At 72.8% G+C, this 21,025-nt stretch carries 16 protein-coding genes; 11 read left to right on the top strand and 5 right to left on the bottom strand.

Translation table 11 applies throughout. The features are described 5' to 3' along the window. The first annotated feature begins 225 nt into the window (after positions 1 to 225). Together P3T27_RS27485 and P3T27_RS27490 are read left to right on the top strand one after the other, a co-directional pair. Complete coding sequence (locus P3T27_RS27485; protein WP_280683150.1) at positions 226 to 2,331, top strand: AAA family ATPase; 2,106 nt, start codon at positions 226 to 228, stop codon at positions 2,329 to 2,331. Between the two features lie 76 nt (positions 2,332 to 2,407). Further along, entirely contained in the window at positions 2,408 to 2,989 is a 582-nt protein-coding gene (locus tag P3T27_RS27490) for a GNAT family N-acetyltransferase (protein WP_280683152.1), read from the top strand. A 16-nt stretch (positions 2,990 to 3,005) separates the two neighbouring features. Here the strand turns inward: P3T27_RS27490 and P3T27_RS27495 are convergent, their stop codons facing one another. Beyond that, positions 3,006 to 3,443 (bottom strand): nucleoside deaminase, encoded by a 438-nt coding sequence (locus P3T27_RS27495; RefSeq protein WP_280683153.1) that lies wholly within the window; start codon positions 3,441 to 3,443, stop codon positions 3,006 to 3,008. After that, on the bottom strand, positions 3,440 to 4,258 hold the full coding sequence (locus P3T27_RS27500) for an LLM class flavin-dependent oxidoreductase (protein WP_280683154.1): 819 nt from the start codon (positions 4,256 to 4,258) through the stop codon (positions 3,440 to 3,442). The genes P3T27_RS27495 and P3T27_RS27500 overlap by 4 nt, the downstream gene beginning before the upstream one ends. A 93-nt stretch (positions 4,259 to 4,351) precedes the next feature. Here P3T27_RS27500 and P3T27_RS27505 point away from each other — a divergent pair, with 93 nt between their 5' ends. The 3 genes from P3T27_RS27505 to uppS all read left to right on the top strand — a co-directional run bounded on the left by P3T27_RS27505 (position 4,352) and on the right by uppS (position 9,632). After that, positions 4,352 to 4,798, top strand: a complete 447-nt coding sequence (locus P3T27_RS27505) for an Lrp/AsnC family transcriptional regulator (protein WP_280683155.1) — start codon at positions 4,352 to 4,354, stop codon at positions 4,796 to 4,798. Positions 4,799 to 4,957: 159 nt separating this feature from the next. Next, positions 4,958 to 7,792 (top strand): SpoIIE family protein phosphatase/ATP-binding protein, encoded by a 2,835-nt coding sequence (locus tag P3T27_RS27510; protein WP_280683156.1) that lies wholly within the window; start codon positions 4,958 to 4,960, stop codon positions 7,790 to 7,792. Between the two features lie 226 nt (positions 7,793 to 8,018). After that, entirely contained in the window at positions 8,019 to 9,632 is a 1,614-nt protein-coding gene (uppS, locus tag P3T27_RS27515; protein ID WP_280683157.1) for a polyprenyl diphosphate synthase, read from the top strand. 23 nt (positions 9,633 to 9,655) lie between these two features. Here uppS and P3T27_RS27520 read toward each other — a convergent pair whose 3' ends face one another. The 3 genes from P3T27_RS27520 to P3T27_RS27530 form a co-directional block, all read right to left on the bottom strand. Continuing rightward, a complete protein-coding gene (locus tag P3T27_RS27520; protein ID WP_280683159.1) occupies positions 9,656 to 10,375 on the bottom strand; it encodes a hypothetical protein in 720 nt (239 codons plus the stop codon). Between the two features lie 154 nt (positions 10,376 to 10,529). Beyond that, positions 10,530 to 11,843, bottom strand: coding sequence for a cysteate synthase (locus P3T27_RS27525; protein WP_280683160.1), 1,314 nt, complete (start codon positions 11,841 to 11,843; stop codon positions 10,530 to 10,532). Positions 11,844 to 12,077: 234 nt separating this feature from the next. After that, positions 12,078 to 12,284, bottom strand: a complete 207-nt coding sequence (locus tag P3T27_RS27530; protein ID WP_280683162.1) for an MbtH family protein — start codon at positions 12,282 to 12,284, stop codon at positions 12,078 to 12,080. A 590-nt stretch (positions 12,285 to 12,874) separates the two neighbouring features. On the opposite strand from P3T27_RS27530, the gene P3T27_RS27535 reads away from it, so the two are divergent. The 6 genes from P3T27_RS27535 to P3T27_RS27560 form a co-directional block, all read left to right on the top strand. Then, positions 12,875 to 14,128, top strand: a complete 1,254-nt coding sequence (locus P3T27_RS27535) for a PLP-dependent aminotransferase family protein (protein ID WP_280683164.1) — start codon at positions 12,875 to 12,877, stop codon at positions 14,126 to 14,128. 155 nt (positions 14,129 to 14,283) lie between these two features. Next, positions 14,284 to 15,420, top strand: coding sequence for a 3,5-dihydroxyphenylacetyl-CoA synthase DpgA (dpgA, locus tag P3T27_RS27540; RefSeq protein WP_280683166.1), 1,137 nt, complete (start codon positions 14,284 to 14,286; stop codon positions 15,418 to 15,420). 32 nt (positions 15,421 to 15,452) lie between these two features. After that, the gene (dpgB, locus tag P3T27_RS27545; protein ID WP_280683168.1) at positions 15,453 to 16,172 is read left to right on the top strand and encodes an enoyl-CoA-hydratase DpgB; all 720 of its coding nucleotides are present in this window, start codon (positions 15,453 to 15,455) and stop codon (positions 16,170 to 16,172) included. Continuing rightward, positions 16,169 to 17,563: a (3,5-dihydroxyphenyl)acetyl-CoA 1,2-dioxygenase DpgC gene (gene dpgC / locus P3T27_RS27550; RefSeq protein ID WP_280683170.1), complete on the top strand. Its 1,395-nt coding sequence runs from the start codon at positions 16,169 to 16,171 to the stop codon at positions 17,561 to 17,563. Before dpgB ends, dpgC begins: the two co-directional genes overlap by 4 nt. Before the next feature lie 100 nt (positions 17,564 to 17,663). Beyond that, positions 17,664 to 18,473: an enoyl-CoA-hydratase DpgD gene (gene dpgD, locus P3T27_RS27555; protein ID WP_280683172.1), complete on the top strand. Its 810-nt coding sequence runs from the start codon at positions 17,664 to 17,666 to the stop codon at positions 18,471 to 18,473. 292 nt (positions 18,474 to 18,765) lie between these two features. Beyond that, positions 18,766 to 21,025 (top strand): AMP-binding protein (locus P3T27_RS27560; protein WP_280683174.1); only part of this gene is annotated, 2,260 nt, incomplete at its 3' end.

Here is a 21,025-nt window from a genome sequence, read left to right on the forward strand (position 1 = left end):
CCTTGTAACAGTCGGCGACGCCCCGGGGTCGGACCGGACCGGCCGCCCACCGGTCGACCGCGCCACGGCCCGGAAACGGCCCCACGTGCGCCGGTACCGCAACCGGGCCCGCAGGGTGCACCGGAGGTCACATTCCACCCGGTTCGGTCAATATTTACTTTTCCGGAATCCGTCTGCATAGTGGCGCCTCGAAATACCGGCGGGTTGAACCGAGAGGGCCTTTTCTTGTCCCAGATCAACGATGGTGCCGCGCGCGAGGTGGAGCTTGAGCGGGTTCAGGTTTCCGTCATAGGCGAGCTGTTCGACGAGCGGCTGGCCGAGGCTCGGGAGCAGTTGGCGCACGTGCTCGCGTCGCCGTCCGACGGCGGGGGCGAGGTCTACGAGCGGGAGGTGGCGGCCGGTCGACTGGCGGGAGAGGTCCGTCGGCTGGAGGGGGCCGAGAACGGGTTCGTCTTCGGCCGGATCGACCTGGCCGACGGGACCGTCCTGCGGGTCGGGCGGCTGGGGCTGCACAGGGATGCGGACGAGCTGCCGGTGCTGGTGGATTGGCGCGCCGGGGCCGCACGGCCCTTCTACGAGGCGACGCCGGTCCATCCCATGGGGCTGCGCCGGCGCCGCCATCTGCGCCTGGCCGGCCGCACGGTGGTGGGGGTGAGCGATGAGCTGCTCGACGGCTCCGCACCCACCGGTCAGGACGTGGTCGGCGACGGTCCGTTGACGGCGGCGCTCCAGGAGAGGCGTACGGGGCGGATGGGAACGGCGGTTGCCACGCTGCAGGCCGAGCAGGACGCGATCGTCCGGTCCTCGCACCGCGGGGTGACGGTGGTGCAGGGTGGTCCGGGCACCGGAAAGACGGTGGTGGCGCTGCACCGCGCCGCGTACGTGCTGTACGCGTTCCCGAAGGCGGCCGAGCGCGGCGTGCTCGTCCTGGGGCCGAACGCGCGGTTCCTCGACTACATCGGCCAGGTCCTGCCCTCGCTCGGGGAGAACGACGTCGTCCTGGCGACGTGCGAGGAACTGGCCGGTGTCGTCCCGGGCGCGGCGGAGCCCTTCGACGTGGCGCGTCTGAAGGGGAGTTCCGCACTGGCCGACGCGCTGGCCGCCGTGGTCCGCTCGCGGCAGGCCCCGGGCGGCGAGTTCGACATCCGGGTCGGGCAGGAGTGGATCCGTCTGCAGGACGGGGAGGTCGCACAGGCGCGGGAGTCGGCACGGACCAGTGGCCTCGCGCACAACCGGGCGCGTCGGCTGTTCAAGGAGCTGTTGGTCGACGCCCTCGTCCGGGAGCTCGCCCGCAGTGGCGCCGAGGCGCTCGAACGCATCGACGCCGAGGTGGCGCACCTGACCGGCCTCGACCTCGACCGGGTGGCGGCGGCGGACCTGCGCCGCCTCGGTGTCGACGACGCGCCCGCCACCGGTGCCGACGAGTTCGACGCCGACGCCGTGCGCGCCGACCTCCTGGACGACGCCTTGCTCGATCGGGCCGTCGAAGGCCTGTGGCCGCGGCTCACGCCCGGCGACGTGGTCAGTGCCCTGCTGACGGACGGCGACGCGCCGGACGCGTCCCTGCGGCAGTTCACCGACGACCAGCGGGCCCTGCTGCGGCGAACGCCCGGTGCGCCCTGGACGGACGCCGATGTGGCGCTTCTCGACGAGGCGGCGAGCCTGGTCGACGGCCCGCCCCCGCACGTCTTCGGGCACGTCGTCGTCGACGAGGCACAGGAGCTCACCGCCATGCAGTGGCGGATGATCGCGCGCCGTTGCCCGGGCAGGTCGATGACGCTCGTCGGAGATTTCGCCCAGGCGGGCCCGGCGACGGTGGCCCGGGACTGGCAGGAGTCCCTCGGCCCGCACCTCGGGCGGCGCTTCGACCTGCGCACCCTGACCGTCAGCTACCGGACCACCCAGGAGATCCTCGCCGTCACCGGGGACCTGCTCGCCCGGATCTCCCCGGACCGGCCGCCGGTCCGGTCGATCCGGCGCGGCGAGGTGCCTCGCACCCTTGCCGCCACCCCGGAATCGCTCGTCACCGCCCTCGTGCGGGAGTTGCGGGAGCAGGGCGCCGCGTACCCGGGCGAGTTGGTCGGGGTGATCTGTGCCGATGACCGGACGGAGCAGCTCGCGGCCGCGGGGATCGAGCGGCACGCCCGGCTGGTGCCGGCCTCCCAGGCGCGCGGCCTGGAGTTCGACGCCGCCGTGGTGGTCGACCCGGACGGGATCACCGCCGCCCGCCCCGGGGGCGAGCGCGACCTGTACGTCGCCCTCACCCGGGCCACCAAGCGACTGTGCACGATCACCGTCCCGCCCGCCGTGACGATCACGGGTCGAGGCTGACGCGGATGCCGTGAAGCTGCTTCCGGGGCGCGGATAATCCGGTGGTCCCGCCCCGGGGAGTGAGCAGAATGAGCACATGCAGATCGTGTCGTTCCCCGAGGAAGCCACTCCGTTCGAGCTGCGGGCGCAGGTGCGGGAGCTCCAGGAACAGGCGTGGCCGTCTCCACCCGGGTCGGTCGCCCCTCCCGACGCTCCGACCCACGACCCCGCCCTGCGGCCGCTGTCGATGCTGCTCGTGGCCGACGGGGCGGTGCTGGCCGCACTGGACATCCTGTCCAAGGAGCTCGTGCACGCGGGCGCTCGCTTCGCCGCCGGCGGGCTCAGCGCGGTGGTCACCCGGCGGGAGGCTCGTGGCCGCGGGCACGGCCGGCACCTGGTGGCGGCGGCCCGGGAGGAGATGATCGCGCGGCAGCTGGACGTGGGGCTGTTCACCTGTGACAGCCCGCTGCAGGCGTTCTACGGCAGTACGGGCTGGCGGGTCCTTTCCGGCACCGTGCTGATCGGCGGAACGCCGCAGGATCCGTTCCCCAGTGACCAGCCCGGCTTCGACAAGGTCACCATGGCCGACTTCTTCTCACCCGAGGGGCGGCGGGCCGAGGCGTCGTTCCGGGACAGCCGCATCGAGCTCTATCCCGGAGAGATCGACAGGCTCTGGTGACGTTCGCGACGCAGGGTCAGTTCGGCCGGCGGTAGGCGTCGATGGGGATGCGGGCCTCGTCGAAGAGGGCCGGGCCGTCCTGCGCCACCGTCGGCCAGTCGCCCGACTGCGGGTTGAGTTCGACGAGCTGCTCGGTGGAGAGCGCGTGGACGACCCGGCCGAGCCCGGAGCGGACGACGGCGCCGGCGCACATGGTGCACGGCTGGCAGCTGGTGTACATGGTGGTGCGGGCCGCCGTGTCCGGGTCGAGTTCGCGGGCCGCCCAGCGGGCCAGCTTCAGTTCCGGGTGGGCCGTGATGTCGTCGTCGCGCCGCACGGTGTTGTGCGCCTCGGCGAGGATCGTGCCGTCCGGGCCGGCCAGCAGGGAGCCGTACGGTGCGTCGCCCAGGGCGACGGCGGCGGCCGCGATGCCGATCGCGCGGCGCAGGAGCGTCTCGTCGGCGGAGGTGATCACGATGCGGTCCTCCAGTGGGTGGCCACCTCGGTGAGCGCCCGCCAGGCCGCGTGGGGCCGCCGGGCTTCCTCCGGATCGCCGTGGTAGGCGTCGAGTACGACGGTGTCGGCGCCGAGCAGGCGCAGCTGGTCGAGATCGTCGAGGATCTGCTCGATGGTGCCGACGCCGGCGATCCGGTCGGGGTCGTCGACCGGGGTTCCGGTCAGCCGCAGGGCGATGCGGGGCGCGAACGCCGGCAGCGAGTGGTCCGCCAGGATCGTGCGCATCCGGGCCAGGGAGAGCCGCAGCGGGTGCCAGGCGTCCCCGTACCTGGCGGCACGGCGAAGCGCCGCCGCACTGTGGCCGCCGACCCAGACGGGGATCGGGGCGGCTCCGTCCTCGGTCTCCGCGCGCCAGGCGTCCCGCAGGGCGGCCAGACATGCGTCGGTCAGCCGACCGCGCGCGGCGAACGGCACGCCGAGCGCGGCGAATTCCTGCCGCGCCCAGCCGACGCCGACCCCGAGCACGAGTCGGCCGCCGCTGAGCCGGTGGAGGTTGGTGGCCATCCGTGCCACCAGCAGGGGATGCCGGTACGGGAGGATCAGCACGGTCGTGCCCAGCCGCACCCCGGTGGTGACGCCGGCCAGCCAGGACAGCGTGGTGAACGGCTCGTAGAACGGTTCCGGGTACCGTTCGGCCACGTCCGGGGTGACGGCCACGTGATCCGACACCATGAGGAGGTCGTAGCCGAGCCCCTCCGTGATCCGTGCCCAGTCGCGCAGCACGCCCGGATCGGTGCCGGGTCCAAAGTTCGGTACGTTGACGCCAAGTTGCATGATTCGAGGCTATCCCGGCGATCACGGCGTCCGGAACCGAATCTTCCCGGTCATAGCAACGTTCTGCCGTGGTTCTGCCGGTAGAGTCGCGATATGGCCGTGAATCTTGACGAAGTCGACTGGGCAATCATCGAGCAGCTGCAGCGGGAGGCGCGCATCTCCCTCAGCGAGCTGGGGCGGCGCGTGAACCTCAGCCCGTCGGCCACCACCGAACGGGTGCGGAATCTGGAGTCGCTGGGCGTCATCACCGGCTACCACGCGGCGGTGAACCTGGCCGAGGTCGGCTATCCCGTGCTCGCCGTCGTTCGGCTGAAGTACCCGGGCAACCGCCACCAGCCGCTGCGCCGGGTGCTCGCCGAGCGGCGGGAGATCCTGGAATGCCTGCGCACCACCGGAGACGACTGCTACACCCTGAAGGTGGCCGCGACCTCCATGGAGCATCTGGAGACGCTCGTGGACGAGCTGGCCGGCTTCGGCAGCACCACCACCAGTGTCGTCTACAGCCAGACGCTGCCCTATCGCGGACCCAACCGGCCCTGACCGGCAGCCGACCCGTCGCCACCTTCCCGCAGACCGGCAGTGGCGCGCCGTCACGGTCCGGGTGCAGCCGCGCTCCCCCGGTGGAGCCGGGCCCGGGCCGCCCGCAAGGCGCGGGGCCGCCACCTCGTCGTAACCCTGCAGCGGTGCTAGAAAGGACGCATGGTCGAGCGTGCGGACCGATCACGGACCGTATCGAAGACGTCACTGGCCGCCAAGGGTCTTTTCGCCAAGAGCCCTCGAAGCGTTGCCGGCCAAGTGTTCGTGCTCCAGGTCGCGGTCGTGCTGTTGCTCGTCCTCGGGGCGATCCTGGCGCTGGTCCTCGAGTCACGCTACGACAGCGAAACGGAGGCCCGCAATCGATCGGTCGCCGTCGCGGAGGCGTTCGCGCATGCCCCCGGCCTCCCCGCGGTGCTGAAGTCGCCCGATCCGACGGCGGTGCTCCAGCCACTGACGGAGGCGGCGCGCCAGAAGGCCGGAGTCGACTTCATCGTGGTCATGAACACCCAGGGGATCCGGTACACGCACCCCCTGCCGGAGCAGATCGGCAAGAAGTTCGTCGGGACGATCGGCCCCTCCCTGGCCGGCCAGGTCTACACGGAGAGCGTGCACGGTCCGCTCGGCCAGGAGGTCCAGGCGACCGTGCCCGTCACCGCCCCCGACGGAGCGGTGGTGGGCCTGGTCTCGGCCGGGCTCAAGGTCAAGAACGTCACCACGGCCGGCAACCGGCAGCTGCCCGTCATCCTGATCACCGGCGCCGCGGCACTCACGCTGGCCACCGCCGGGACCGCCCTGGTCTCCAGACGGCTGAAGCGCCAGACGCACGGCCTGGGGCCGACCGAGATGACCCGCGTGTACGAGCACCACAACGCCGTCCTCCACGCCGTACGCGAGGGCGTGGTCATCGTCTCGGCGGACGGACGGCTGCTGCTGGCGAACGACGAGGCGAAGGAGCTGCTGGGGCTTCCCGCCGACGCGGAGGGCCGCAGGCTGGACGAACTCCGGGACCTCGACCCCGACACCGCGGAGCTGCTGCGGTCGGGCCGGGTGGCCACCGACGAGGTGCACCAAGCGGGCGGGCGGCTGCTCGCGGTGAACCAGCGGTCCACGGACCGTGGCGGCGCGATGGGAACGGTCGCGACGATCCGTGACTCCACGGAGCTGCTCGCGCTGTCCGGCAAGGCCGAAGTGGCCGGCAAACGCCTCGCCCTCCTCTACGAGGCGGGCGTCGGCATCGGCACCACCTTCGATGTCGTGCGCACGGCCGAGGAGCTGGCCCAGGTCGCCGTTCCCGGCTTCGCGGACTTCGTCACCGTCGACCTCGCCGACCCGGTCCTGCTGGGAGACGAGCCGACCGGCTCCAAGTCCGATCTGCGCCGCGCGGCCGTCCACGGAATACGCGAGGACCATCCCTTCTACCCACCGGGCATGCTGGTCACCTTCCTCCCCTCCACCCCCCAGGCCCGGGGGTTCGACACCGGCCGGTCGCAGGTGGTGCCCGACCTGTCCGTCGACCACGGCTGGCTGGCCCAGGACCCGGAACGGACCCGGCAGATCGTCGAGTACGGCGTCCACTCGCTCATCACCACTCCCCTGCGGGCGCGCGGCATCATCCTGGGCGTCGCCAACTTCTGGCGGTCACGCAAGCGCGAGCCGTTCGACGAGGAGGAGCGGTCGCTGGCCGAGGAGCTCGTCGCGCGGGCCTCGGTCAGCATCGACAACGCCCGCCGCTACACCCGCGAGCACGCGATGGCCGTGACGCTGCAGCGCAGCCTGCTGCCGCGCGCCCTGCCGGAACAGAGCGCCCTCACCGTCGCGCACCGCTACCTGCCCGCACAGTCCGGAGTGAGCGGCGACTGGTTCGACGTGATTCCGCTGCCCGGAAGCCGGGTGGCCCTCGTCGTGGGCGACGTCGTCGGCCACGGGCTGCACGCCGCGGCCACCATGGGCCGGCTGCGCACCGCCGTGCACAACTTCTCCACCCTCGACCTCCCACCGGACGAGTTGCTCGGCCACCTCGACGAACTGGTGAACCGCATCGACCAGGAGGAGTCCGACAGTGGCGACGGCACCGCCGTCACCGGAGCCACCTGCCTGTACGCGATCTACGACCCGATCTCCCAGCTCTGCACCATCGCCCGGGCGGGACACCCCGCGCCCGCACTGGTCTGGCCCGACGGCAGCGTCGTGTTCCCGGAGCTTCCGATCGGCCCGCCACTGGGCGCGGGCGGAATGCCGTTCGAGACGGCGCAGGTGCACCTGCCCGAAGGCACCCAGATCGTCCTGTACACCGACGGGTTGATCGAGGAGCGCACCCGGGACTTCGACGTCGGCATGGAACTCCTGCGCGGGGTGCTCTCCGAGCAGGAGCGGCAGCCCGAGGAGCACTGCCAGGCCGTGCTGGACGCCCTGCTGCCGGCCCGTCCGCAGGACGACGTGGCGCTGCTGATCGCGAAGACCCGGGTGCTCGGTCCGAACCAGGTCGCCGATCGGGAGGTGCCGTTCGATCCGGCCAGCGTCGCCGACGCGCGAGCGTGGAGCACCGCGAAGCTCGACGAGTGGGGCCTGGCCGATCTGGCGTTCGGCACGGAACTCGTCCTCAGCGAACTGGTCACCAACGCCATCCGCTACGGCCTGCCGCCCGTACGGGTGCGGCTGCTGCGCGACCGCAGCCTGATCTGCGAAGTGGCCGACGGCAGCAACACCTCCCCGCACCTGAAGTACGCGGCGACGACGGACGAGGGCGGCCGCGGGCTGTTCCTGGTGTCGCAGCTCACCGATCACTGGGGCACCAGGTACTCCCCCCAGGGCAAGATCATCTGGGCGGAGCAGCCGCTCCCCGGCTCGGCCGGAGGTCTGGGCTGGGAGGAGAAGGCGCCCCCGGCGGCGCTCCCGGAGCCGCCTTCCCCGGCTGCGGACCACGTGGACGTGGCCGGACAGCCGCCGGCCACCCCGCCTCCGGCCGGGCCGGACGACTCGCCGTCGCGGTCTCCGTAGCCCCAGCCGAAACCGGCCTTCCGCTCGCTTCACCCGGTCCAGCGGGCGCGCCGCTCTGCCGCACGCCCGCCGAGGGGCGTCCACGCGCCGCAGGCGGCGCCTGCGGCAGCGCCGTCGGCGGTGCTGGAGACGGCCTCGTGGTCGGCAAAACCGATGGGCGGTTGGGTCGTTGGTGATGCCGAAGGTTCATGGCCGCCGAGGTCGGCCGGAAGGGCAGGGTCCGGGAATGTCGAGTACCGAGGCACCGTTCGGTGGTACGCCGGAGCTGTGCGAGTCCTATGAGGCCTGCGCGCGGGAGACCCGGCGGTTCTGGCTGCCGCTGTGGACCGCGGGCGAGGTCCTGCCCGCCGCGGTCCGGCCCCACCTGCGTGCCGTGCACGGCTTCGCCGTGCGGACCGATCGCATCGCCGACGAGGGCGCGCCGGCCGAGCGCGCGGGGCGGATCGCCCGCTGGCGCGCCGACACGCTGGCGGAGGTGCGGTCCGGGCGCAGTGACCACCCGTTGCGGCGGGCGTTCGTGGACACGGTACGGCGGTGGGACCTGGACCGCGCGGTGTTGGCGGAGTTCCTCGACGCGATCCAGGCCGACTGCGTCCGCCCGCCGGCCTTCGACACCTTCGCGGACCAGCGGCGCTACCTGCGGGGGGTCTCGGGGACGGTCTTCGAGTTGTCGACCCCGCTGCTGGAGCCCCGCGGGCCGGAGGCCTCGCGGTTGGCGTCACTGCTGGGCGAGGCGGGCCAGCTGGCGGACATCTTCGAGGACCTGCCGATCGACCTCGCGGCGGGCCGGTGCTACCTGCCGGGCTCGGACCTGCGGCGGCTGGGCCTGGACGTCGCCGACCTGCGGCGCGGCGAGCCGCGCGAGGCGCTGGACGCCCTCGTGGGCGTCCAACTCGACCGCTGGCGCGAGCTGTTGGAGCAGGCGGCGCCGGCGGCCGGGATGGTGGCCCCGGCGAACCAGCCCTTCCTGCACACTCTGTTGCTCGGTGCACAACTGCACTTCGACGAGGTCACGCTCCTGCGAGCGCGGGTACTGGTCGACGGCCTGGAGCCGCTGACGCCGACCGGGACCGCCCGGCGCCAGGCCCCGCGCGAACTCGGACCGGTGCCCGACCACGTCGCCGTGATCATGGACGGCAACCGGCGGTGGGCCGAACTGCGCGGCCTGTCGGCCGTCGAGGGCCACCACGCCGGCGAGCGGGCGGCGATGCGGCTGGTCAACGCCGCCCTGCGGCTGGGCATCCGGCACTTGAGCGTCTACGCGTTCTCCACCGAGAACTGGGACCGTTCCGGGGAGGAACTGGCCGCCCTGTTCGACTCCATGGCCGACGGGATCACCAGGGGCGTCGAGTGGCTGCACGAGCTCGGCGTACGGGTGCGGTGGTGCGGGCGCCGCGACCGGATCGATCCTTCGCTGGCGGCCGCGCTGGCGGTGGTCGAGAGCATGACGTCCGACAACGACGTGCTGTCCCTGACCCTCTGCCTCGACTACGGCGGCCGGGACGAGTTGGTCACCGCGGCCCGCGCGCTGGCCGCCGAGGCGGCCGCGGGGACGCTCCGGCCCGAGGACATCGGCCCGGCCGACATCGCCCGGAACCTGTACGCGCCCGGTCTGCCGGACGTCGACCTGCTGATCCGCACCTCCGGTGAGCAGCGGATCAGCAACTTCCTGCCCTGGCAGCTCGCTTACGCCGAGTTCGTGTTCCAGCCCGTCCCCTGGCCCGACTTCGGCCTGCGCCACCTGCTGGACGCCGTCGCCGAGTACGCCGGCCGGCAGCGCCGGTTCGGCGGTGGCGTCCCCGGCCCGGCCCGTGCGCCGGAGCCGGCCCAAGCCGAGTGAGCCCGGGGCCGGCTCGCGGTTCACTACTCGTGGTTCACTGCTCGTGGTTCACTACTCGCGGTCACTTCTCGCGGTTCCCTGCTCGCGGTTCCCTGCTTGGGCGGGGTGTACCGGCCTTCGGCGGTCACGTGCGCCAGCACGGTGTCGGCGGTGAACGCGGCTTCGCCGAAGGCGCTCGCGAACGCCTCCAGCGCCTCGCCGCTCGGGCGCAGCGGCGCCCCGCTGAGGCGGAGCGTGAGCGGCCGGCCCGGCGGCGCCGGGTCCGCGGCGAGGGCGCCCTCGGTCAGTCCGCACCGGAAGACCGACCGCATGCCGACGTCGACCCCGTTGACCACGCAGGTCCCGAACGCCTGGCCGTCCTGCAGGGTGCCGTTCAGGCTGGTGACCTGCAACCGGACGGTCGGCGTGCGCACCGTCACGCCGCCGTCGAGGAGGCCGTTGCCCTGCGCCTGCGGAAGGTCGGTCGGCGACGGGTCGCCCGCTCCGGACCTCAGCGGGAAGCGCAGCGCCACCCCCTGGGAGTCCTTGACGAGTCGGGCGGGAGCGATGGCTTCGACCGTCGCTTCGAACCGGTCGAGCTGGGCCTGGGCCTGCGGGGTCCAGCGGATCTCGACCCAGCCGTCGGAGATCGTGCCCCACGTGTCGTCGTCGTTCGGGGTGGCATCGGCCGCCGACCCCGTGAAACGGGCCAGCAAGGGGGCGGCCAGGGCGCCGCTCAGGACAGTTCGTCGCGTCGTGCTCATGCTGCGCGTCATCCTTCCTCAGGCCGTCACACACGGCCCCGGGAGGATCATCCGGCGGCCCGTGCGCCCAGGCCACGAGGGAGGTCTCAAACCACCCGAAAGAGGGACGACCGACCCTCCAGAGATCCGACCCCCGCAGAATTCTGACGTGGCGTCAGACCGTCACGGGCCGACGGGCCGCCGCCGTGAGCGCCGCCGCGATCCCGGCGACGCTCGCGGCGTCGTGGGCGGCGGTGCGCGGCACCAGCAGATCGGGCCGGAGGCCGGTCGGGGCGTGGTCCCGGGCCAGCCGGGCCCGGCCGCCTCCGGTCACGTTGAGCAGTACGGGCGCCGCGGTGTCGATCCGCCCGGTCCGGACGGCCTCCCCGAGTGCGGCGAGCGCGACCCCGGCGGCCGGTTCGATGTCGTTCCCCTCCAGTTCGCGGAAGGTGTCCATCGCCACCAGGGCCGACGCCCGGTCGGCGGTGAGGACCTGCCCGGCGCTCTGCGTCAGCGCCTCGCGGAGCCCGCCGCGCACGTCGTACGGCGGGCGCCGGTTGGTCAGTTCAGGCGCGAACGCCCGGGTGGTGGCGAGTCGTTCGTCCTCTTCGGACGCGCACTCCCACGGGCGCTCGCCGGTCCGCCAGGCCCGGTGGACCGGGGCGTACGCGTCGTTCTGCGCCAGGATCAGCTGCGGCAGCGGGCCGGGGCGACATCGCAGCCGCAGCGCGGCCTCGTGCGCCGCGATGGCGCCGGCCCCGCTGCCGATGGCCTGCACGTAGTAGGCCGGCAGTCGCCCCATCTCCTCGGCGGCGGCGAGCAGGACGGTGCCCAGGCCGTCGCGGCGGCCGACGTTCCGGGTGCCGCCCTCCGGGGTGAACCCGGGCAGCGCGGCGAGCGCGTCGCCGAGGGCGATCGCCTCGGCGTAGTCCGCCCCCTCGACGGCGACCAGGCGCACCCACGGCGAGTCCGGGGTGCGGGTGCGCAGCCGGGGCAGCGCGCAGGCGGGCACCACGATGACCACCGGCACCCGGTGGCGCGCGCAGAGTTCGGCGAACGCGGCGGCGGTGTTGCCCGCGGAGGCGACCACCAGGGTGCCGGCGTCCTCCGGGATCCGGCCGAGGACGGTGGCGGCCTCCAACTCCTTGAAGGTGCCGGTCGTCAGGTCGCCACCGCGTTCCGGCCAGTAGCCGTTGAAGGCGATCCACAACTCGTCCAGGCCGAGCGCGGCGGCCAGCCGTTCGCTGCGGTAGACCGCCGTCCGGCCGGTGCCGGCCAGGGTGCGCCGCACCGGCAGCCAGTGGCGGTAGCGGAAGACCCCGCCCGCGGTGGGGTCGGGGATGAAATCGGCGGTCCGGTAGTCGGTCCGCCAGAGCCCGGGCTCGTGCGGCCGCGCGCAGCCGAGGGTCAGGCCGTCGTCGGCCTGGTGGTGCCCGCAGGCGGAGCAGACCAGGCGGTAGTGGGGCGCAGGGGTCGGATCGCCGTACATGGTGCGGGTTCGCTCCCGGTCTGGTCGGTGCGTCGGGGGTCCCGCCGGGCGAGCCGGCCTCCCGGGGCCGGCGCACGTCGCGCGGGGTCGGCCCCGCGCGACGTGCGGGGCCGGCGGGTGTTCAGGGCCGGGCGTGCGGGGCCGGAGGGTGTGCGGGCCGGGCATGCCCGCGCGGACCGCGCCGCACGGGCGGGCCCGGCCGCCCGCACGGACCGGCCCCGCAGCGGCCGCCGGTCAGCCCATCGAGCGGATGAGGCTCGCGGGCCGCATGTCGGTCCAGGTGTTCTCCACGTGGTCCAGGCACTCCTGGCGGCCGGCCGGGCCGTACGTGGTGGTCCAGCCCGCGGGCACCTCCGCGAAGACGGGCCAGAGGGAGTGCTGGCCCTCCTCGTTGACCAGGACCAGGTAGGTGCCCTCGGTGTCCTCGAACGGGTTCGTCATCGGTGTTTCCTCTCATGGACGGCCGCCGGGGGATGCGCTGATCGACCGTCGGCAGACGGCGGCCAGTGCCTGTCGCGGCCGGTGGTTACGGTGACCGGTGGTTACGGTGACCGGTGCTTGCGGTGGCCGGTGCTTGCGGTTGCTCGCGGTGGCCCGGCCGGCTGCGCGCCTCACCTGCGCTCGGATCGTGCGCGGGCGGGAGGACCCGGCCTGCCCCGCCCCGGCCGTGGAGGCGGCGGAGCCCCGGGCACGGCGCACTCGCGGCTCATGAGCTTCAAGGACGGGACGGAACAGAAGATCGCCGGAATGCTAACGCAAGATGAATTCACCACTCGTCGGCATGCGACAGATCCGGGATTACGCGCTTTCGACTAAGCCTCGGTTGTCACGGACTGAAGACTGTGACTAGCCTGCAGCCCGCGACGCATCGAACGCAAGAGTATGCGATGCCGACCCCCGTCAGCAGAGTGCTGAACTCCGCACAGCCCAGAAGGACGAATGTGGTGAACGGCCGACCCGCCCCGAGCGTGGTCACGGAACTTGAACTGTCGGGCCTTCACGATTCCCTCACCGCACCGGTCAGTGAATCGATGAACTTCCTCAACGAGATCGCCCAGCGGTTCCCGGACGCGATATCCCTGGCCGCCGGAAGACCCTTCGAGGGCTTCTTCGACCCGGCCGACGTCCACCGCTATTTCGACGTCTACCGCGAGCACCTCACCACCCGGCTGGGCGGCGACGAGGCCGCCGTCCGGCAGACCCTGCTCCAGTACGGGCGCACCAAGGGCATCATCCACGAGCTGATCGCCGAGCACCTGCGGGTGGACGAGGGCATCACCGCGGACCCGCAGGCCCTGGTCGTCACGGTCGGCTGCCAGGAGGCGCTCTACCTGACGCTGCGCGCACTGCGCCGCACCGACCGGGACGTCCTGCTGGCCGTGACGCCCAGCTACGTGGGCGCGCACGGCGCCGCCCGGCTGGCCGACATGCGGGTCCTGCCGGTCCGGGAGTCGGCCGAGGGCATCGACCTGACGGACCTCTCCGCCCAGGTGGCGCGGGCCCGCGCGGCCGGTCTCAACCCCCGGGCCTGCTACGTCATCCCGGACTTCGCCAACCCGAGCGGGCTCAGACTGAGCCTGGAGGCCCGCCGACGGCTGCTGGAGATCGCCGCCGAGGAGGACCTCCTGATCCTGGAGGACAACCCGTACGGCCTGTTCGGGGATCCGGGCGGCCCACCGACCGTCAAAGCCCTGGACACCACCGCCCGGGTCGTCTACCTGGGATCCTTCGCGAAGACCGGCCTGCCCGGCGCCCGGGTCGGCTACGTGCTCGCGGACCAGCGGGTGGCCGGCACGGACGGCACCCTGGCCGACCAGCTGGCCAAGATCAAGAGCATGCTGACGGTCAACACCTCGCCGATCGCCCAGGCCGTCATCGGCGGCAAGCTGCTGGCCCACCAGGGCAGCCTGCGGGCGGCCAACGTGCGGGAGACCGCGCACTACCGGGCGAACCTCGCGCACGTCCTGTCCGGCCTGGAACGACGCTTCGGCCGCGCCGCCGGCACCTCCCCGGACGGCGCGGGCGGCCACCCCTCGGGCGTCTCCTGGAACGTCCCCGCGGGCGGGTTCTTCCTGCTGCTCACCGTCCCGTTCCCGGCCGGCGACGAGCTGCTGGAGGTCAGCGCCGAGAAGTTCCGGGTGCTCTGGACCCCGGTGCACCACTTCTACGCCGACGCGCAGCCCCGCAACGTCATGCGGCTGTCCTTCAGCCACCTCCGGCCGGAGGAAATCGAAGAAGGCCTGAACCGGCTCGCGGACTTCATCCGTTACTGCTGTCGGGATTGACGGATCCACGACGGAATGAACCGGCCCGCGCGTTCCGTACGTTACGTCCAGAGGGCGGCCCACAAGCCGAACAGAAACGGGGAGACCGTGACACCCATCGACCTTTACGCGCCAATACCGCGAAACAGGCCGAGTTACCGGGACCGGATGTACCGATGACGACCACCGCGACCGATCCGGCCCGGATCATCGGAGTCGGTACCGCCGTTCCGGCGAATTCCTATTCCCAGCAGGAAATCCTGGACATCTTCGCCGTCCGGGATCCCCGGGTGCGCTCCCTGTTTCTCAACAGTGCGATCGAGCGCCGCTATCTGACCCTGCCGCCCGAGGGACCCGACGGCTCCCGGGTCATGGAGGTCCAGGGCGAACTGCTCGCCAAGCACAAGGCGCAGGCCGTGGACATGGGCGTCCGCGCCGTCCAGGCGTGCCTCAAGGAGGCCGGTGCGGACCTCGCCGACATCGGCTACGTCTGCTGCGTCACCACCACCGGCTTCCTCACCCCGGGCCTGAGCGCACTGGTCATCCGCGAGCTCGGCATCGACCCGCACACCAGCCGCCTGGACGTGGTCGGAATGGGCTGCAACGCCGGGCTCAACGCGCTCAACGCCGTCAACGGCTGGGCACGCGCCAACCCCGGCCGGCTGGCCCTGATGGTCTGCGCCGAGGCGTGCTCCGCCGCCTACGTCTTCGACGGCACCATGCGGACCTCCGTGGTGAACAGCCTCTTCGGGGACGGCTCGGCCGCCGTCGCCCTGGTCGCCGGCGAGACGGCCGGGGTCGGGGTCGGGGCCCATGACGGGGCCCGGGTTCCCGGAGGAGCCGGCGCTCCCGGCGAGGCGCCCGCCGCCGAAGGCCCGCAACTCCTGAAGTTCTCCAGCTACATCATCACCGACGCGATCGACGCGATGCGCTACGACTGGGACGACGAGCAGGAGCGGTTCAGCTTCTTCCTCGACCCGCACGTGCCCTACGTGGTCGGTGCCCACGCCGAACTCGTCGTCGACCGGCTGCTCGACGGCACCGGCCTGCGCCGCAGCGACATCGACCACTGGCTGGTGCACTCCGGCGGCAAGAAGGTCATCGACGCCGTCGGCGTCAACCTGGGCCTGACCCGGCACGACCTCCGGCACACCACCAGCGTGCTGCGGGACTACGGCAACCTCTCCAGCGGCTCGTTCCTCTTCTCCTACCAACGGCTGCTGGAGGAGCAGGTGGCGCAGCCCGGCGACCACGGCGTGCTGATGACCATGGGCCCGGGATCCACCATCGAGACGGCGCTGGCCCGCTGGTAGCCGTCCGCACCGAGCAGGAAGACCACACCACCATGACCCACACCCCAGAGCCGCTGCTCATCGACGGCGGCCGACCGCTCTCCCCCGAGACCGTGCAGGCCCTCAACGCGCTCTGCGACCGGGCCGAGGACGCCGACGGCCACGCCCCGGTGGTACTCCGGGTCTCCGGCGCACCCACCGGCCCGACGGCCACCCCGCCGCTGCCCCTGGTCAACAAGTGGGAGCGCGCGCTGCGCCGCCTGGAGCGCCTGGACCGGCCGACCGTCGCCCTGGTCGGCGGCGACACCGGCGGCGACTGCGGCGGCACCGCCGTGGAGGCGCTGCTCGCCACCGACTACCGCATCGCCCACCCGGCCACCCGGCTGCTGCCGCCCGCCGGCCCGGACGGCGTCTGGCCCGGCATGGCCCTGCACCGGCTCGCCAACCAGGCCGGTGCCGCCGCGACCCGCCAGGTCGCCCTGTTCGGCACCGCCGTCCCGACCTGGCAGGCGCTGACCATGCACCTGTTGGACGAGCTCGCCGACGACCCGGCGGCCGCCCTGGCCGACGCCGCCGACCTGCTCGCCGCGGCCGGGCCCGGACTGTCGATCCGCCGCCAGCTGATGCTCGACGCCACCACCACCGGCCACGAGGAGGCCCTGGGCCGGCACCTGGCGGCCTGCGACCGGGTGCTGCGCCGGGCCGCCGCCGAGGCCGCCACCGGGGCTGTCGACCCGGCTCCCGTCGAGGCCCCCGTCGAGGCCGTCGTATGACCGCCGCCCCGGCGTCGGTCGGCAACGCGCACACCGGCGATACCGGCGGTGCCGTCGCCACCGACGGTACCGACGCCACCGGCGGCAGCAGCCTCGCCGCGGACCGCCGCGCCCTGGCCGACGCCGCCGACCGGGCCGAGGACGCGCTGGCCGCCCTGCCCGTGCCCGCCGAGCGCACCCCCGCCCAGCACGCGCTCGCCACCGACGCCAAGAACGCCGTCCGCACTGTGCGCGGCCGGTTCCTGCGGCTGCACGGCGAGACCGTCTACCGGCAGCTGACCGACGGTCACACCCTGGACCTGCGGCTGCCCGAGCTTGTCGTCGGCGCCACCGAAAGCTGGCCCGGACTGCTCCCCGGCGCCGAGTCGATGGCGGTCGAGCAGGGCCGGCTCCAGGCCGAGAAGGAGGGCCTGGAGATCGACCAGGGCCTCTTCCTGCGCGAGCTGCTCCGCTCGCCCGGCTCCGGCCGGCACCTGATCGACGCGATGGCGCTGCCCACGGCCCGCGCCCTCGACCTGCTGCCCGAGTTCCGCCGCACCGGCACCCTCGACCTCGGCTCCGTCCGGCTGGAGCGGCGTGACGGCGCCGCCCACCTCACCATGTGCCGCACCGACTGCCTCAACGCCGAGGACAACCAGCAGGTCGAGGACATGGAGACCGCCGTCGACCTCGCCCTGCTGGACCCGGAGGTCCGGGTCGGTCTGCTGCGCGGCGGCGAGATGACTCACCCCCGCTACCGGGGCCGCCGGGTCTTCAGCGCCGGCATCAACCTCAAGAGCCTGCACACCGGCCGGATCTCGCTGGTCGACTTCCTGCTCCGGCGCGAACTCGGCTATCTCAACAAGATCTTCCGGGGGCTCCGGGTCGAGCACTCCGGCGCCTGGCACACGCCCGTCATCGAGAAGCCGTGGGTGGCGGCCGTCGACACCTTCGCCATCGGCGGCGGCGCCCAGCTGCTGATGATCTTCGACCGGGTGGTCGCCGCGTCCGACTCCTACGTCAGCCTGCCGGCCGCCCAGGAGGGCATCGTGCCCGGCGCCGGCAACCTGCGGCTCGGCCGGCTGGCCGGCGGCCGGGTCTCGCGGCAGGTGGTGCTCTGGGGCCGCCGGATCCACGCCACCGAGCCCGACGCCCGGCTGCTGCTCGACGAGGTCGTCGAACCGGATCTGATGGACCGCGCCGTGGCCGAATCCCTCGAACGGCTCGACAGCCCCGCCGTGGTCACCAACCGCCGGATGCTCAACCTCGCGGAGGAGCCGCCGGAGCAGTTCCGGCAGTACATGGCCGAGTTCGCCATGCAGCAGGCCCTGCGCCTCTACAGCCAGGACGTGATCGGCAAGGTCGGCCGCTTCTCCGCGGCCGCCACCACTGCCGCTGCTGCTGCCGTCTGACCGTCCGCCACCGATCGGCCACCGGCCGACCACCAGCCGGCCACCGCCGCCCGGACGGTGGTCGGCGGACCCACGTACCCCCAGAAGAGCCGGAGAGCCGATGGAGCTGGCAGACCTCACCCGGATCCGCTACGAGAAGCACGGCCGCGTCGCCCGCGTGACGCTCGACCGACCCGACCGCCTGAACGCGATGGACCTCCGCACGCACGAGGAGCTCGCCCTGGTCTGGGACGACTTCGAGCAGGACGACGAGCTCTGGCTCGCCGTGCTCACCGGCGCCGGGGAGCGCGCCTTCTCCGCCGGCCAGGACCTCAAGGAGCTCGCCGCCCGGATCGCCGACGGCAGCAACACCCCCGCCACCTTCGGCAGCCGCGGCAAACCCGGCTGGCCCCGGCTCACCGAGCGGTTCGAGCTGGCCAAGCCCGTGATCGCCCGGGTCAACGGCCACGCCTTCGGCGGCGGCTTCGAGCTGGCACTCGCCTGCGACATCGTCGTCGCCGCCGACACCGCCACGTTCGCCCTCCCCGAGGCCAGGCTCGGCCTGATCGCCGGGGCCGGCGGCGTCTTCCGGCTCACCCGGCAGGCCCCCTACCGGGCCGCCCTCGGCCACCTGATCACCGGTCGCCCGATGACCGCCGCCCGGGCCCACGCACTCGGCCTGGTCAACGAGGTGGTGCCGGCCGCCGAACTGGACGCCTGCGTGGACACCTGGGTCACGGACATCCTCGGCTGCGCCCCGCTCGCGGTCCGCGCGATCAAGGAGGCGGCCGCCGCGGCCGCGACCATGCCCCTGGAGCAGGCGTTCCGGACCCGCTTCCCGCGGGAGGAGCGCCGCATGCACAGCGAGGACGCGGACGAGGGCCCCCGCGCCTTCGTCGAGAAGCGGCCCCCGCGCTGGCAGGGCCGGTAGGCCGGCCGGGGTCATCTCGTTCGTCGAGACTTAACGCCGAATTCACCTGACGTGCACCTGTGGTGACGGTTCGTCAGGCAGCGTCTCGACGGCGGAGCGTGATCAACGACAGCCGGGCCCGTCCTCGCCCTCGGCCCGCTCCGTCCCCGCCGTGCACCACCCCTCGCCGCACCACCTTTCACCCGTGGAACCCTCCACCCGCACCACCCCCTTCGGCCCGCGCGCGGCCGAGGTCGATCGGTCGACGCCGCCCTGTCGCAGCGGCCCTGGTAAACGAACCGGAGCAATGAAGATGTCGGACACCCAGACCGCCTCCTGGCCGCTGATGGCCGGACAGTCCGGCATGTGGTTCGCCCAGCACCTGGACCCCTCGAACCCGGCCTACCAGATCGCCGAGTGCCTGGAGATCCACGGCCCGGTCGACACCGAGCTGTTCCAGGCCGCCCTGCGCCGGCTCGTCGCCGAGACGGAGATGCTGCGCCTGCGCTTCACCCGGAGCGGCGGCGAGGTGCGCCAGGTCGTCGCCCCGGTACCCGACTCCCCCGTCCAGGTACGGGACGTCGGCGCCGAGCCCGACCCGTGGGCCGCCGTCCAGGACTGGATGCGGGTGGACCTCGCCCATCCGGTCGACCTGGAACGCGGACCGGCCTACGAGATGGCGCTCTTCCCGGCCGGCGACCGGTTCTTCTGGTACCAGCGCGGCCACCACGCGGCCGGCGACGCCTACACCGGCGCCCTCCTCGCCGCCCGCGTCGCCGAGATCTACACCGCCCTGGTCGAGGGACGCCCCGCCCGCGACCCACTGCCGCCTTACCAGAAGCTGCTGGCGGAGGAGGCGGCCTACCGCACCTCCGAACAGTTCGCCACCGACCGCCGGTACTGGACGGAACAGTTCGCCGACCACCCGGAGGCCGTCAGCCTCGGCGGACGCTTCGCCCCCGCCGCCCACGCCTGCATCCGCCACATCGAGGACATCGCGCCCGCGACGGCCGACCGGCTGCGCACCGCCGCCCGTCGGCTCAGGACCAGCCTGCCCGTCCTCATCATGGCCGCGACCGCCCTCTACACCCACCGGCTCACCGGGGCCGAGGACCTCGTCCTCGGCCTCCCCGTGGCCGGCCGCAGCACCGCGCTCCAGCGCAGCACCCCCGGGATGCTCGCCAACGTCCTGCCGATCCGCCTCACCGTCCGCCCCGGCACCTCGCTCACCGACCTCACCCGCCAGGCCAGCAGCACCATGCGCCAGGCCCTGCGCCACCAGCGCTACCGCTACGAGGACCTCCAGCGCGACCTCAACCTGGTCGGCGCCGGCGACGCCCGCCTGTTCGGCACGCTCGTCAACGTGATGGCCTTCGACTACGACCTGCGCTTCGCCGGGCACCCCACCACCGCGCACAGCCTCACCAACGGCTCCGTCGACGACCTGTCGTTCGTGGTCTACGACCGGGGGGCCGACAAGGGCATGCAGCTCGTCGTCAACGCGAACCCCGGCGTATACGACCCGGCCGACGCCGCCGACCACGCCCGGCGGCTCGCCCGCCTGCTGGAGACGCTGGCGGACCTCGACGAACCGGCTCTCCCGCTCGCCCGGGTCGATCTGCTCGGCCCGGCCGAGCGGGAACGGGTGTTGGAGGGGTGGAACGACACGGCGGCCGAGGTCCCGGCGGGCACCCTGCCCGAACTGTTCGAGGCCCGCGTGGCACAGACACCGGACGCGGTGGCGGTGGTCTTCGAGGACGAATCACTCACCTACGCGGAGCTGAACGCGCGGGCCAACCAGGTCGCGCACCTGCTCACCGAGCAGGGTGTCGGCCCCGAGACGGTGGTACCCGTCCTGATGGAACGCTCCATCGAGATGGTCACCGCGCTCCTCGGCATCCTCAAGGCCGGCGGCGCCTACCTGCCCGTCGACCCCGACTACCCCACCGAGCGCATCGACTACCTGCTCGGCCAGGCCGGTGCTCCGATCACCCTTGACCGCAGCGTCCTTGAGACGGCGTCGAGCCACCCGACAACGAACCCGACAGGCCGGACCCTGTCCCCTGAGCACCCGGCGTACGTCATCTTCACCTCCGGCTCCACCGGCCGCCCCAAGGGCGTCGTCGTCCCCCACGCCGGAATCGTCAACCGCCTCACCTGGATGCAACACGCCTACGGCCTCACCGCTGACGACCGGGTCCTGCAGAAGACACCATTCGGCTTCGACGTCTCCGTATGGGAGTTCTTCTGGACCCTCCTCGAAGGCGCCACCCTCGTCATCGCCCGACCCGGCGGCCACCGCGAACCCGCCTACCTCGCCAAGCTGATCCAAGACGAAGGGGTGACCATCACCCACTTCGTGCCGTCCATGCTCCAGGTCTTCCTCCAGGAACCCACCGCCACCACCTGCACCACCCTGCGCGCCGTCCTCTCCAGCGGCGAAGCCCTCCCCACAGACCTCCAGAACACCTTCACCCACACCCTCGGCACCACCCCCCTCCACAACCTCTACGGACCCACCGAAGCCTCCGTCGACGTCACCGCCTGGACCTGCACCAACGACACCACCCACA

The sequence above is a fragment of the Kitasatospora sp. MAA19 genome (genome assembly GCF_029894125.1).
Taxonomy (GTDB): Bacteria; Actinomycetota; Actinomycetes; order Streptomycetales; family Streptomycetaceae; genus Kitasatospora.